Source organism: Janthinobacterium sp. GL_088 (assembly GCF_057837845.1).
Genome location: NZ_CM174453.1, coordinates 1,880,772 through 1,894,862 on the forward strand (window position 1 = coordinate 1,880,772; position 14,091 = coordinate 1,894,862).

The 14,091-nt window shown below is 63.4% G+C and carries 10 protein-coding genes; 9 read left to right on the forward strand and 1 reads right to left on the reverse strand.

Annotated features, from left to right (window positions below; translation table 11 throughout):
* Positions 1 to 13: 13 nt before the first annotated feature.
* Positions 14 to 1,006, reverse strand: a complete 993-nt coding sequence (locus tag AC3IQ7_RS08535; RefSeq protein ID WP_489208996.1) for a glycosyltransferase family protein — start codon at positions 1,004 to 1,006, stop codon at positions 14 to 16.
* Positions 1,007 to 1,322: 316 nt separating this feature from the next.
* Here AC3IQ7_RS08535 and AC3IQ7_RS08540 point away from each other — a divergent pair, with 316 nt between their 5' ends.
* From AC3IQ7_RS08540 to AC3IQ7_RS08580, 9 genes are all read left to right on the forward strand, one after another.
* Positions 1,323 to 2,534 carry a glycosyltransferase gene (locus tag AC3IQ7_RS08540; protein ID WP_489208998.1) on the forward strand — a complete coding sequence of 404 codons (1,212 nt, stop codon included), beginning with the start codon at positions 1,323 to 1,325 and terminating at the stop codon, positions 2,532 to 2,534.
* Positions 2,535 to 2,765: 231 nt separating this feature from the next.
* Positions 2,766 to 3,800 (forward strand): glycosyltransferase family 4 protein, encoded by a 1,035-nt coding sequence (locus AC3IQ7_RS08545; protein WP_489209000.1) that lies wholly within the window; start codon positions 2,766 to 2,768, stop codon positions 3,798 to 3,800.
* A gap of 26 nt (positions 3,801 to 3,826) precedes the next feature.
* The gene (gene asnB, locus AC3IQ7_RS08550; protein WP_489209001.1) at positions 3,827 to 5,695 is read left to right on the forward strand and encodes an asparagine synthase (glutamine-hydrolyzing); all 1,869 of its coding nucleotides are present in this window, start codon (positions 3,827 to 3,829) and stop codon (positions 5,693 to 5,695) included.
* Between the two features lie 7 nt (positions 5,696 to 5,702).
* Positions 5,703 to 7,718 carry a heparinase II/III family protein gene (locus tag AC3IQ7_RS08555; RefSeq protein WP_322427641.1) on the forward strand — a complete coding sequence of 672 codons (2,016 nt, stop codon included), beginning with the start codon at positions 5,703 to 5,705 and terminating at the stop codon, positions 7,716 to 7,718.
* Positions 7,715 to 9,025, forward strand: a complete 1,311-nt coding sequence (locus tag AC3IQ7_RS08560; RefSeq protein WP_099378964.1) for a nucleotide sugar dehydrogenase — start codon at positions 7,715 to 7,717, stop codon at positions 9,023 to 9,025. Before AC3IQ7_RS08555 ends, AC3IQ7_RS08560 begins: the two co-directional genes overlap by 4 nt.
* Positions 9,006 to 10,268, forward strand: coding sequence for a glycosyltransferase family 4 protein (locus AC3IQ7_RS08565; protein ID WP_099378965.1), 1,263 nt, complete (start codon positions 9,006 to 9,008; stop codon positions 10,266 to 10,268). The genes AC3IQ7_RS08560 and AC3IQ7_RS08565 overlap by 20 nt, the downstream gene beginning before the upstream one ends.
* Before the next feature lie 49 nt (positions 10,269 to 10,317).
* The gene (locus tag AC3IQ7_RS08570; RefSeq protein ID WP_489209003.1) at positions 10,318 to 11,496 is read left to right on the forward strand and encodes a nucleotidyltransferase family protein; all 1,179 of its coding nucleotides are present in this window, start codon (positions 10,318 to 10,320) and stop codon (positions 11,494 to 11,496) included.
* Positions 11,493 to 12,947: a mannose-1-phosphate guanylyltransferase/mannose-6-phosphate isomerase gene (locus tag AC3IQ7_RS08575; protein ID WP_489209005.1), complete on the forward strand. Its 1,455-nt coding sequence runs from the start codon at positions 11,493 to 11,495 to the stop codon at positions 12,945 to 12,947. Before AC3IQ7_RS08570 ends, AC3IQ7_RS08575 begins: the two co-directional genes overlap by 4 nt.
* 74 nt (positions 12,948 to 13,021) lie before the next feature.
* On the forward strand, positions 13,022 to 14,062 hold the full coding sequence (locus AC3IQ7_RS08580) for a TIGR03790 family protein (protein ID WP_489209006.1): 1,041 nt from the start codon (positions 13,022 to 13,024) through the stop codon (positions 14,060 to 14,062).
* Positions 14,063 to 14,091: the final 29 nt, after the last annotated feature.

Genomic DNA, 14,091 nt, shown 5'->3' on the forward strand with positions numbered 1-14,091 from the left:
CAGTGGATTTTTTTCAAGGCGCCAGCAGAAATTGTTCGATTTCCTGGCCCGGTCCGCCGCGCTGCTCCATCCGGGCATAGGCGCGCGACACTTGTCCGGCCAATGCTTCCCGGAAGGCGTCGTCGGACAGGGCGCGCCGCAAGCCTTCGCGCATGGCGCCGCTGTCGCCGGTGGCAACGAAGCCCGCGTAATCGCGCCCCAGATACGCTTCGATGGCTTCGTGGCGCGTGGCGATCAGCGGTTTGCCATTGCGCAATACCCGCAGCAGCACGCTCTGGCCACACGCCTCGCCCTGGCTTTTCAGTGGCATGGCGACTACCCGGCTGCCTGCCAGCAACCTTTCAAACTGCGCTTCCGGCAAGTCGAGATGGACCGTCGTCCGCGCCGGGTCTTGCGCGGGGATCTGGTTTTGCGCCGACGCCACGATTACCAGGTGCGCTTCCAGCCCACGCGCCGCGTCCAGCAACAGGTCGTAATCGCGGTTGGAAAAGCCGCCGGCGAAGATGCTGCCGTCATCTTGCCGCTGGGCCGCCGTGGTGGCGCCGTCGAGATGCTGGCGCCACAGGTGGAAGTGCACGGCGGCGGGCGCGATGCCGACGTTGTCGGTCAGGTTCAGCGTTTCGCCGCTGGAAAACGTAATGAATTCCAGTCCGGGGAAATTGAGCAGGCGCCAGGCCCGGTTGATCACGTTGCGGGCCCGCGTGCCATGGATGAAACAGGCCATCACGAGCAGGCGCTGCGGGCGCGGTAGCAGGCCCAGGCGTATCAGCGCCAGCACGGGCAGGGCCTGCCAGCCGACGACCAGCAAACGGTCTTGCTGGTGCCATAATTTGCGCGTGCGCAACAGCGACGGCGACAGCATGGCCGCCAGGATGGACAGTTTGCTGCGCATCTGCGGCTGCGCCTGCGCATCCGGCCCGATATGCGTCACGCGCGCGCCGCCTGCCGCCAGATGCTCGACGATGTCGTGGTAGGTTCCCGCTTCCGACAGCAGCACATGGATCATTGTTGCGCCTTATTAAAAATGAACATTATCACATTAAAACAACAGCCAGCGCCGTTCCGGCGGTTGTTATCACTAAATTAATGATTGGCAATCGACGGAATTATTATAATAGCATTAAAATAGATGTTTACACATTGTTTCAATGAAAGAGCTGTCACGCTGCGGCCAGCTTGCCGCGCCATTGCCGTTCGCTGCTGGCGCAACGTTGGCTTGATGTTATTAGTGCAATATAATTAATTATTTCGTAAGGGTATGATATGCTTCGGCGCATGGCGTATTGTATCTGCCTCAACCTTCTTTTGCCGTCGAACCGCCTATGTCCCTGAAGATTTTGCAACTGGTGCCGGAAAGCCTGCCCACGTTTCGCCCTGATGTCGCGGTGCTGTTCGGTAAATACCTGCCGCGCCATGGTGTCGAATGCGATATCGTCGGCATGCCGTCGCAACAGGCGCCGCAGGCGCAGGGCTTTCGCTCCGTGCGCCACGGGCGTTTCCTGGACAGCCGTCTCTTGCGCGAACTGGCGTTTCAGTGGCTTTGCCTGCGCGTCCTGGTGGGCGCCCGCCGCGCCAGTTGCGATGCGATCCAGGTGCGCGACATGGTGCCCACGGGCCTGCTCGCCATGCTGGTGGCGCGCCTGAAGGGAATACCGTTCTATTACTGGGTGTCTTACCTGATCAGCGAGGGACGCATCGAACGCGCGCGCAGCAGCCTGGCGCAGCGCCCCACCTTGCGCGCGCGCCTGGTGCTGTGCAAGGGCTTGCTCGAACAATGGTTGCTGTACCGCATTGTGTTGCCGCGCGCTAATCACGTCTTCGTGCAAAGCGAAGCGATGCTGCGCATGATGCAGGCACGCGGCATCGCGGCGCAGCGCCTCACGGCCGTGCCCATGGGTGTTGACATGGAAGTGTTGCAGGCGCAAGCCATCGCGCCCGTCCGTCCGGGGGGCTGGGAGGAGGTGCCCTTGCTGGCCTACCTTGGCACACTCGACCAGTCGCGCCAGCTGGAACGCTTGCTGGACGCCTTGCTGATCGTGCGCCGGCATATCCCGGATGCCCGCCTGCTGCTGATCGGCGCTTCCGATACGCCATCCGACGTCGATGATTTGCTGGCCTATGCGCAGCGCGCCGGCCTGGCCGGGGCCGTGCGCGTGACGGGCTGGCTGCCCTCGGACCAGGCCTGGCCCCTGCTGGCCGGGGCCGATGCCGCGCTGTCGTATATTCCCCGTGGCGCCCTGTTCGACGTCAGTTCTCCCACCAAGCTGCTCGAATACCTGGCCCTGCGCATGCCGGCCGTGGGCAATGACAGTCCGGACCAGGCCGAAGTGCTGACGGCCAGCGACGCAGGCTGGCTGACGGCCAGCGAACCGGCCGCGATGGCCGCGGCGATGACGGCCATCTTGTCCGATGTGCCCGCAGCGCGCACCCGCGCCCAGGCTGGCGGCGCCTATATCGAGGCGCAGCGCAGCTACCGCGTGCTGGCGCAGCTACTGGCGCAGCGCTACCAGGATTTGGCCAGCGCGCACCGTTGACGCCCGTGGCTGGATGAGCAGGCAAGAAGTTGTTGCCGAACACGTAAACGGCGCTCAGAATGCACCATGGGTCGTGTTCCCTGGAAGAAAATTGTTGTAGATGTTAGCGCAATGCAGCAAATATATTTGTCTTCGCGTCTAAATTACAAAAGTACAACATATAATACCAATATGACTACGATAATGCTGCTAGGACCTGCACTGACTGCGGTGAGCGGGGTAACCACCCATTTGAATCAACTATTTCACAGTTCTTTGTCGCAAGACTACAAGCTCGTGCACTTCCAGGTGGGCAGCGAAGGGCGCAACGAGTCGCGCCTGCACAAGCTGCTGCGTTTTGCCTGGAGCCCCGTGCAGTTCGTGCAGGCCGTGCGCCAGCAGCGCCCGCAGATTGTGCATATCAACACGTCGATGGAGTGGCGCAGCTATTGGCGCGATATCGTCTATCTGCTGCTGGCCAAGGCCATGGGCAAGCGCGTCGTGTACCAGGTGCATGGCGGCGCCTTGCCACAGGTGTTTTTTAACGGCAAGCCATTGCTGACGGGCCTGCTGCGGCGCGTGCTGCGCGCGGCCGATGTGGTGGTGCTGCTGGCGCAATGCGAATTGCAGGGCTATCGCGACTTCGATCCCGCGCTGGTGCTCGACGTGATACCCAACGCCATCGATGCGGGCAGCGACCCCGGCGACAGGCCGCTCTTGCCGCAGCGTCCGCTGTCACTCGTGTACGTGGGGCGCCTGGCGGAAAGCAAGGGCCTGTTCGACTTGCTCGAAGCGCTGCGCCTGGCGCGCGCCGCTGGCGTGCAGGCAACGCTGGCACTGGCCGGCAGCGGCCCCCTCGAAGCGGCGCTGCGCGAGCGCGTCGCCGGACTCGGTTTGCAGGAGGCGGTACGCTTTCTCGGCCCCGTCTTTGGCGCTGAAAAGGAAGCCGTGTGGCGCCAGGCCGACCTGTTCGGTTTTCCCACCTTGCACCAGGAAGGCTTGCCGTATGCGCTGCTGGAAAGTATGGCCGCGCGCACGCCCGTCCTGGTGTGCCCCGTGGGCGCGATTGCCGACGTGATGCAGGATGGCGTGCATGGCGTGTTCTTGCCGCCGCGCAATCCCCAGGCGCTGGCGGACGCCATCGTGCGCCTCGACGGCGACCGCGCCCTGTTGCAGCGCATGGGGCAAGCATGCCGCGAGCGCATCGAAAGCGCCTATACGGTCGAGCGCCTGGCGCAGGATTTCCGCCGCGTCTACCGCGCCTTGCTGGCGCCGCCGGCAGTCTAGCCGAACTCTTTTTTAAGCGAGCCTATATGTGCGGTATTGCCGGTTTGATCTTCCCCTCGTCCGTTGCCGGCCTGCCGGCCGCGCTCGACGCCATGGGGCGCGCCATCGCGCACCGCGGCCCCGATGACACGGGCGTGCTCCAGGCGGCCACGGCCGACGGCGCCTGGCAGGTGGGCTTGCTGCACCGCCGCCTGTCCATCATCGACATCGCCACTGGCCACCAGCCGCTGGGCAATGAGACGGGTGACGTGCAAATCATCTTCAATGGCGAAATCTACAATTTCCAGCCCCTGCGCGACGAGCTGATCGCGCTGGGCCACCATTTCCGCACGGCATCGGACACGGAAACCATCGTGCATGCCTACGTGCAATGGGGTGAAGAGTGCGTCCAGCATTTCCGCGGCATGTTTGCGTTTGCCATCTGGGATGCGCGCAACGACCGCCTGTTCATGGCGCGCGACCCGTTCGGCAAGAAACCCCTGTTCCTGTGGCAGCACGAGGGGAAACTGGCTTTCGGCTCGGAAATCAAGGCGTTGCTGGCCTTGCCGGACGTGGCGCCGCAAGCGGATGAGGCCGCCATCTGGGATTATTTCGCCTACCGCTACGTGCCGGGCCCGGCTACTTTATTCCAGGGCATCCGCAAGCTGGCGCCCGGTTCCACGGCCACGTGGGAAAACGGCGTGCTGCGCGAGCGCGTGTATTACACGCCGCCCGACAGCCGGCCCCGCCTGGCGGCCCCGCTGCCGGCCGACCCCGTCGCCACCTTCCTCGGCAAGCTCGATGAATCGGTACGCATCCGCATGATTTCCGACGTGCCCTTCGGTGCCTTCCTGTCCGGCGGCATCGATTCGTCGGCCGTCGTGGCGCTGATGTCGCGCCATGCGGGCGTGCCCGTGAAAACGTTTTCCGTCGGTTTCAAGGAGGGCGGCTTCAGCGAGCTGGCGTATGCGGCCGATATCGCGCGGCAATTTTCCACGGAACACCATGAACTGGAAGTGTCCGTCGACCAGGTCATCGCCTTGCTGCCCGACCTCGTGCGCTTCCGCGATGCCCCCGTGGCCGAACCGTCCGACATTCCCATCTACCTGCTGGCGAAAGAATCACGCAAGACGGTCAAGATGGTCTTGACGGGCGAAGGCTCCGATGAAATCCTCGGCGGCTACCCCAAGCACGTGTACGAACGCTATGCGGGCCATTACCAGATGCTGCCGGGCTTGCTGCGCCACGGCTTGATCGAACCGGCTGTCGGCGCCTTGCCCTACCGTTTCCGCCGCGCAAAGACGGCCATCGTCAACCTGGGGCTGGAAGCGTTCGACGAGCGCATGCCGCGCTGGTTCGGCATGATGTCCGACCAGGAACGGTCGCGCCTGGTGGCCATGCCGGCGCCGTCGCGCCAGCGCGATCCATCGCTGGGCTGCGGCAGTGCCGGCAACAGCGCCTTGCGCCGCATCCTGTGCTTCGATCAACTGAGCTGGCTGCCCGACAACCTGCTCGAACGGGGCGACCGCATGACCATGGCCGCCTCGCTGGAAGCGCGCATGCCCTTCATGGACCACGAACTGGCCGCGTATGTGTCGAGCCTGCCGGACGAGTACCGCGTGCGCGGCCGCACCACCAAGTGGATCTTGCGCGAAGCCATGAAGCAACTGCTGCCGCAAGCCATCCTGGAACGGCCGAAAGTGGGCTTCCGCGTGCCCGTCAACGAATGGTTCCGTGGCCCCATGAAGGATTACTTGTACGACCACCTGACGGGCGCCGAGTCGCGCACGCGCCACTATTACCATGCGCAAGCCCTGCAGCAAGTGCTGGCCGAGCACGTGGCCGGGCGGCAAAACCACGAGAAGCTGCTGTGGAGTTTGCTCACCCTGGAAATCTGGCACCGCCAGTATCTGTGAGACGTCCATGCTGAGCAACTTGTCCTGGAAACTGAACCGCTTGCGCGCCATGGGGGCGCCCGAGGTGGCGCACCGCGTGCGTGATGCCGTGCAGCAACGGCTGCAGGCGCGCGGCTATGGCCTGGCGCCTGTGCCGCCGCCCGCCGCGCGCCAGCGTTTCGGCGCGCCATGGCTGGGCATGCCCATCGATGTGGCGCCGCACCTGGCGGCAGCCGAACGCATCCTGGCGGGCCGCTTCGATGTGTTCGCCCTGCGCGATACGGAGCTGGGTTTCCCGCCGCAATGGAACCGCGATCCGAAGACGGGCACCGTGGTGCCGCTGGATTTTGGCAAGACGCTCAATTACCGCGATGAAACCGTGGTGGGCGACATCAAATGCCTGTGGGAACCGAACCGCCACCTGGCCGTGGCCGACCTAGCGATGGCGTACCGCCTCGGCGGCGACCTGCGCCATGCGCACGGCGCGCAAGCCTTGCTGGAATCGTGGTGGCAACAATGCCCGTATCCATTGGGACCGAACTGGAGCAGCGCGCTGGAACTGGCCTTGCGCCTGGTCAGCTGGTCGCATGCGTGGCATTTGCTCGGTGGCATCAACAGCCCCCTGTTTGAGGGCGCGCAAGGGCAGGCATTCCTGCAGCGCTGGCTAGACAGCATCTACCAGCATTGCCACTTCATCGCGGGACACTTTTCGCGCCACTCGTCGGCCAACAACCACCTGTTTGGCGAATTGACGGGCTTGCATATCGCCGCGCTCACATGGCCGTGCTGGCCGGAAAGCGCCGGCTGGCTGGCGCAGACAGAACGCGAACTGGAAGCGCAGGCGCTCAAACAAAACGGTCCGGATGGCGTGAACCGCGAGCAAGCCATTTATTATCAGCACACGGTGGCCGACGAAATGCTGCTGTGCGTGCTGGCGGGCCGCGCGAATGGCCGGCCCCGCTCGGACGCTTTTTTGCGGCGCCTGGAAGCCATGCTGGAATTTCTGGCCGCCATGACGAATGTGGCGGGCGAGGTGCCGATGATCGGCGACGCCGACGACGCGCTGCTGGCGCACTGGGACAAGGCAGCGGACGCCAATCCCTACACCTCGCTGCTGGCCAGCGGCGCGGCCCTGTTCGGACGCGCCGACTTCAAGGCCAAGGCGCGCACTTTCGACGAGAAAAGCGCCTGGCTGCTGGGCGAGGCGGGGAGCCAGGCGTTTGACGCCTTGCCCGACGCCGCGCCCGATACCTTGCCGCGCGCCTTCCCCGATGGGGGCTATTACGTGATGGGCGCCGGCTTCGGCACGTCCGATGAAGTGCGCCTGATTGCCGATGCCGGCCCGCTGGGCTACCTGGGCATTGCCGCGCATGGCCACGCCGATGCGCTGGCGCTGACCCTGTCCGTGGCGGGCCAGATGGTGCTGGTCGATCCGGGCACGTACGCCTACCATACGCAAAAGCAGTGGCGTGATTATTTCCGCGGCACCAGCGCGCACAATACCGTGCGCATCGATGGGCGCGACCAGTCCGAGTCGGGCGGCAACTTCCTGTGGCTGCGCAAGGCCAGCGCGCAATGCCTGGCGTGGCGTGACGATGCCGATGGGCAATTCTGGAGCGCCAGCCATGACGGCTATCTGGGTTTGAAAGATGCCGTGCTGCACCGGCGCGACGTGCGCGTGGCGCCTGGCGCCGCACGGATCGTCGTCGACGATGTGCTCGAATGCCAGGGCGCGCACGAGGTGGAGCTGTTCTGGCACTTCGATCCGCGCTGCAGTGTGCGGCTGGACGGCCAGGTGTTGCACGTGTCAGGCGACGCCTTCGCGCTGGAGATGCATATGCCACGGTTGCCGGAGGCTTCCGTGCAACTGGTGTGCGGCAGCGAGCATCCGCCGCTGGGCTGGATTTCGCACCGTTTCGATGAAAAACAGGCTGCGCCTGTGTTGGTCTGGCGCGGGCGGCTGCAAGGCGCGGCCACCTTGCGCACGGAGTTTCACCTGAGTTTGGCTACCCCTGATCTGTCAGAAAATACGAGGAAAACATGAAAATTAGCATATTTGGTTTGGGTTATGTGGGTGCCGTCTCGGCTGGTTGCCTGGCAACGGATGGACACGAAGTCATCGGCGTCGATCCGAACAGGACCAAGGTGGAGCTGATCAACCAGGGCACCACGCCCATCATCGAAAAAGACATCGGCGAGATGATCGCCGCCACCGTGAAAAGCGGCCACTTGCGCGCCACCTTCGACGTGCGCGACGCCGTCTTCGGCTCGGACATGTCGCTCATCTGCGTGGGCACGCCTTCGCAGCTCAATGGCAACCTGGATCTGAGCCACGTGCGCAAGGTGTGCCAGGAAATCGGCGCCGCCATCCGTGAAAAGGACAGCTTCCACGTCGTCGTGGCGCGCTCGACCATGCTGCCCGGCTCCATGCGCTCGCTCGTCATCCCGACCCTGGAAGCGGCCTCGGGCAAGGTGGCCGGCGTCGATTTCGGCGTGTGCAACAACCCGGAATTCCTGCGCGAAGGCACGGCCGTCTACGATTACTACAATCCGCCGAAGACGGTGATCGGCGAATCCGATGAAAAGGCGGGCGCGCTGCTGGTGCAGCTGTATGAAAAGATGGATGCGCCGCTGGTGCGCACGGATGTCGAGACGGCCGAGATGGTCAAGTACACGGACAATACCTGGCACGCCGTCAAGGTGGCGTTCGCCAATGAAATCGGCAATATCTGCAAGGCCGTCGGCATCGATGGCCACACGGTGATGGAGATTTTCTGCCAGGACACCAAGCTGAACCTGTCGCCTTACTACATGAAGCCGGGCTTTGCCTTCGGCGGCTCGTGCCTGCCGAAAGACGTGCGCGCGCTGACCTACAAGGCGCGCAGCCTGGACCTCGATTTGCCTTTGCTCAATTCCATCCTGCCATCGAACCAGAAGCAAGTGGAAAAAGGCATCAAGATGATCGTCGACAAGGGCGCGCGCAAGGTGGGCATCCTGGGCTTCTCGTTTAAGGCCGGCACGGATGACTTGCGCGAGTCGCCGCTGGTCGATGTCATCGAGTATCTGCTGGGCAAGGGCTATGAATTGAAACTGTACGACAAGAATGTCAACCTGGCCGCCTTGACGGGCGCCAACCAGGATTACATCCTGAACATGATCCCGCACATTTCCAAGTTGATGGTGGACAACATGCAGGACGTGCTCGATTTTGCCGACACCATCGTCATCGGCAACGGCGCGGCCGAATTCAAGAGCGTGCCAGGCAGCCTACAGCCGCACCAGCACATCGTCGACCTGGTGCGCATCAGCAAAGAACAAAGTGGAGAGCAATATGACGGCATCTGCTGGTAACACCGTGGCAGGGCAGCCGCGGCGCGTGCTGATCCTGGTGGAAAACCTGCCGTCGCCGTTCGACCGGCGCGTGTGGCAGGAAGCGACTACCCTGCATGCGAACGGTTATGAAGTGTCGATCATCTGCCCGACGGGCAAGGGCTACGAGTCGCGCTACGAAGCCATCGACGGCATCCATATCTACCGCTACAACCTGCCGCTGGAAGCGGAAGGGGCCAAGGGTTACCTGGTGGAATATTCGCTGGCGCTGTTCCACACCTTCCGCCTGGCGTGGAAAGTGCATTTCGCGCGCGGCTTCGATGTCATCCACGCCTGCAATCCGCCGGACCTGCTGTTTCTCATCGGCGGCTTCTTCAAGTTGACGATGGGCAAGCGTTTCCTGTTCGACCACCATGACATCAATCCGGAGCTGTACGAAGCCAAGTTCGGCCGGCGCGATTTCTTTTATAAACTGATGGTGCTGTTCGAGCGCTGGTCGTTCCAGAGCGCCGACGTGTCGATCGCCACCAACGAGTCGTACAAGAAGATCGCCATCGAGCGGGGCGGCATGAAGCCCGAGGATGTCTACGTGGTGCGCAGCGGGCCCAAGCTGGACCGTTTGCGCGTGCTGCCGCCCGTGCCGGAACTCAAGAAGGGTCGCGCTTACCTGGTTGGCTACGTGGGCGTGATGGGGGCGCAGGAAGGCATCGATCTGCTGCTGCAGGCGGCGCAATACATCGTGCAAACCCTGAAGCGCGAGGATGTGCACTTCGGCCTGGTGGGCGGCGGCACCTCGCTGGAACAGATGAAGCAGATGGCGCAGGACCTGGGCATCGCCGACTACGTGACGTTTACGGGGCGCGTGCCGGACCAGCAATTGCTGGAAATGCTCAACACGTCCGACGTGTGCGTGAATCCTGACGTGGCCAACGACATGAACGACAAGTCGACCATGAACAAGATCATGGAATACATGGCGCTGGGCAAACCGATCGTGCAGTTTGATCTGGTCGAGGGCAAAGTTTCCGCGCAGCAGGCATCGTTGTATGCATTGAAGAACGATCCCATCGACATGGCGCGCAAGATCGTCGAATTGCTGGACGACCCGGCCCGCCGCGAGCAGATGGGCGCGTTTGGCCGCCATCGCGTGATCAACGAGCTGGAGTGGGAATATGAAGCACCGAAGCTGCTTGCCGCGTATGCGCGCCTGTTTCCCGCCGCCGCGCCCGCCGCTTCCGTGACCTTGAGCAAGGATGGCCGCTGAAGTGCGCCGCCTGGCCAGCCATCCTCAACCCTGATGGAGCAGTGTGACGATGAAAGCAATGATACTGGCAGCAGGCAAGGGCACGCGCGTGCAGCCCCTGACCTATGATTTGCCCAAGCCCATGATTCCCATCCTGGGCAAGCCCGTGATGGCTTACCTGGTGGAACACCTGGCGCAGCATGGCGTGACCGACATCATGGTCAACGTCAGCTACCTGCATGAAAAGATCGAGGAGTATTTCGGCGAAGGCCACCAGTTCGGCGTGCGCATCGGCTATTCCTTCGAAGGCTATACGAACGATGCGGGCGAGGTCGTGCCGCAGCCGCTCGGCTCGGCTGGCGGCATGAAGAAGATCCAGGAGTTCGGCGGCTTTTTCGACGACACGACGATCGTGCTGTGCGGCGACGCCTTGATCGACCTCGACCTGGAAGCGGCCCTGCGCGAACACCGCAGCAAGGGTGCGCTGGCGTCCGTCATCACCCTGGAAGTGCCGTGGGACAAGGTGTCGAGCTATGGCGTGGTAGTCAGCGACGACGACGGGCGCATCCGCGCCTTCCAGGAAAAGCCGGCGCAGGCCGATGCGCTGTCCAATTGCGTCAGCACCGGTATCTATATTATCGAGCCGGCCGTGCTGGACCTGATTCCCGCTGGCCAGCCCTTCGATATCGGTTCGGAACTGTTTCCCTTGCTGGTCGCGCAAGGCTTGCCCTTCTATGCGCAAAAGCGCCAGTACCACTGGATCGATATCGGCAGCATCAAGGATTACTGGGAAGTGCTGCAAAGTGTGTTGCTGGGAAATGTTGCTCATTTGCATGTGCCTGGCACCCAGATCGCCGATGGCGTCTGGGCCGGCCTGAACACCAGCATCGACTGGAGCGGCGGCACGCACATCGAAGGCCCCGTCTACATCGGCTCGGGCTGCCGCATCGAGGCGGGCACGACCATTATCGGGCCGGCCTGGATCGGCCATGGCAGCCATGTCTGCGGCGGCGCCGAAGTGGTGCGCAGCGTGCTGTTCGAGTACACGCGCGTGCTGCCTGGCGTGGTGCTTGATGAAATGATCGTCTTCAAGGATTATAGTGTCGACCGTGCCGGCCAGATGCGCCATGTCTCCGACTATGAAAAAGATGCCTGGGGCAATGCGCGCGACCGGCGCAGCCTGCGGCGCGACGAAACGCCGCCGGCCCTGTATGCTGCCCAATATACTGTTTTTGAAATGAAGCCATGAAAATTTACCCAGTCATCCTGTCCGGCGGTTCGGGCACCCGTTTATGGCCGCTGTCGCGCGCCGTGTTGCCCAAGCAACTGTTGCCGCTGGTAACGGACAAGACCATGTTGCAGGAAACGGCGTTGCGCGTGACCAGCCTGCCGAACCGCCGTGCCGGCGATAGCGGACTGGCCGGTTTCGACGTCATGCCGCCGCTGGTGGTGTGCGGCAATGAGCACCGCTTCATGGTGGCCGAGCAACTGCGCGAGATCGGCTTGCCGCCGCTGGGCATTTTGCTCGAACCCGTGGGGCGCAATACGGCGCCGGCCGTGGCCGTGGCCGCACAATACCTGCTGGCCATCGACCCGCAGGCGCTGATGCTGGTCTTGCCGGCCGACCATGTCATCACCGACGTAGCCGCGTTCCACCAGGCCATCGCCGAGGCGGCGCTGCTGGCGGCCGATGGCGCGCTGGCCACCTTCGGCATCGTGCCGACGGCGCCGGAAACGGGCTATGGCTACATCCGCAGCGGCGCGCTCGTGAATCCGGGCGCCGTGGGCTGCAAGGTCGAGCGTTTCGTGGAAAAGCCGGACCTGGCCACGGCGCAGTCGTTCCTTGCCGCCGGCAATTATTTCTGGAACAGCGGCATGTTCATGTTCCGCGCCGAACGCTATCTGGGCGAGCTGGGGCAATTCCAGCCCGCCATGCTGGCCGCCTGCGAAACGGCCGTGCGCGACGGCTATCGCGACCTCGATTTCTGCCGCCTGGAAGAGCAGGCTTTCGCCGCCTGTCCATCCGATTCGATCGACTATGCCGTGATGGAGCATACGGCGCATGCGGTAGTGCTGCCGGCGGCCATCGGCTGGAGCGATGTCGGTTCCTGGTCGGCCCTGTGGGAAGTGCAGCAAGGCGATGCCAATGGCAACGTGGTGCGTGGCGACGTGTATCTCGATGGCGTGCGCAATTGCCTGGTGCGCGCCGAGCGCCGCATGGTGGCCGTGCTGGGCGTGCAGGACTTGATTGTGGTGGAAACGGACGATGCGGTATTGATCGCGCACAAGGACCAGGTGCAGCGCGTGAAACAGGTGGTCGATCACTTGAAGCAGGCGGGACGCAGCGAACACGTGCAGCACCGCAAGGTGTACCGCCCGTGGGGCAGTTATGAAGGCATCGATATCGGCGAGCGCTTCCAGGTCAAGCGCATCACGGTCAATCCGGGCGGCAAGCTGTCGCTGCAGATGCATCATCACCGCGCCGAACACTGGGTGGTCGTCAGCGGCACGGCGCAAGTCACCTGCGGCGAGAAGGTGACTTTACTCACGGAAAACGAATCGACGTACATTCCCATCGGCATGACGCACCGGCTGGAAAATCCGGGCAAGCTGCCCTTGCACCTGATCGAAGTGCAGTCGGGCAGCTATCTGGGCGAAGACGACATCGTGCGCCTGGAGGATGTCTACCAGCGCGCCTGATGGCGCTATAATCGGAAAGCAGCCGCGCCCCTGGTCGCCTGCCTCCGATCCCTCCCTTACCGGTGCACCGACCCTTGCGCAACTTCCTTTGTCTTTCGCTGGCGCTGGCCGCCGGCGCCGCCCATGCCGATGCACCTGCCGCCCCTGCCGCTGCGGTCGCGCCGCCCGGATTGCAGGCGTCGCAGCTGGCCATCGTCATCAACGATGCCGAGCCCAACAGTATCGAAGTGGGCGAGTACTACCGCAAGGCGCACGGCATTCCGGCCGCCAATGTGGCGCACGTCAACATTCCCAACCGCCCCCGCAAGCTCAGCATCGATCAGTTCGCGCAGTTGAAGGAACGCATCAATGCGCAGCTGAAACCCGAAATCCAGGCCGTGCTGATGGTGTGGAGCGCGCCGTATGCCGTCGAATGCAATGCCATCACGGCCGCATTCACACTTGGCTATGACGCGGATCAATGCGCGAAGACGTGCGATCCCGGCAAGCCCAGCGCGTATTTCAACAGCGAGGTGGCGCAGCCTTACACGCAGCTGGGCTTGCGTTTGTCGATGCTGCTGCCCATCGATTTCGTGGAAGAGGCCAAGGCCGTGGTGGACCGGGGCGCCGTCAGCGGCTTTTCCGTGCCGGCCGCCAGCGCGTATTACCTGACCACCAGCGACGCGGCGCGCAACAGCCGGGCCGGTTTCTTTCCACCCGCCGGTGTCGTGCGCCAGCGCAAGCTGACCGTCAAGAACCTCAAGGCGGACAGCCTGGAAGGGGCGCAAGACATCATGGTGTACCAGACGGGGCTGGCCAAGGTGCCCAAGCTGGAAACCCTGCGTTTCCTGCCCGGTGCCCTGGCCGACCACCTGACCTCGTTTGGCGGCGACTTGCAGGGCAGTAGCCAGATGAGCAGCCAGCGCTGGCTGGAGGCGGGCGCGACGGCCAGCTATGGCACCGTCAGCGAACCGTGCAGCTATTGGCAGAAGTTTCCCAATCCGACCGTGCTGCTGCGCCGCTACCTGTCCGGCAGCACGGCGCTGGAAGCGTACTGGGGCAGCGTGCTGTGGCCGGCCCAGGGCCTGTTCATCGGCGACCCGCTGGCCGCCCCGTATGCGGGCTTCCGGCGTTGAAACCTGATTCTTCCAGATAATAAAAAAGG

Coding starts and splice junctions, on each gene's coding strand:
- AC3IQ7_RS08535 (WP_489208996.1), bottom strand. CDS start 1,006: ATGATCCATGTGCTGCTGTCGGAAGCGGGAACCTACCACGACATCGTC.
- AC3IQ7_RS08540 (WP_489208998.1), top strand. CDS start 1,323: ATGTCCCTGAAGATTTTGCAACTGGTGCCGGAAAGCCTGCCCACGTTT.
- asnB (WP_489209001.1), top strand. CDS start 3,827: ATGTGCGGTATTGCCGGTTTGATCTTCCCCTCGTCCGTTGCCGGCCTG.
- AC3IQ7_RS08555 (WP_322427641.1), top strand. CDS start 5,703: ATGCTGAGCAACTTGTCCTGGAAACTGAACCGCTTGCGCGCCATGGGG.
- AC3IQ7_RS08560 (WP_099378964.1), top strand. CDS start 7,715: ATGAAAATTAGCATATTTGGTTTGGGTTATGTGGGTGCCGTCTCGGCT.
- AC3IQ7_RS08565 (WP_099378965.1), top strand. CDS start 9,006: ATGACGGCATCTGCTGGTAACACCGTGGCAGGGCAGCCGCGGCGCGTG.
- AC3IQ7_RS08570 (WP_489209003.1), top strand. CDS start 10,318: ATGAAAGCAATGATACTGGCAGCAGGCAAGGGCACGCGCGTGCAGCCC.
- AC3IQ7_RS08575 (WP_489209005.1), top strand. CDS start 11,493: ATGAAAATTTACCCAGTCATCCTGTCCGGCGGTTCGGGCACCCGTTTA.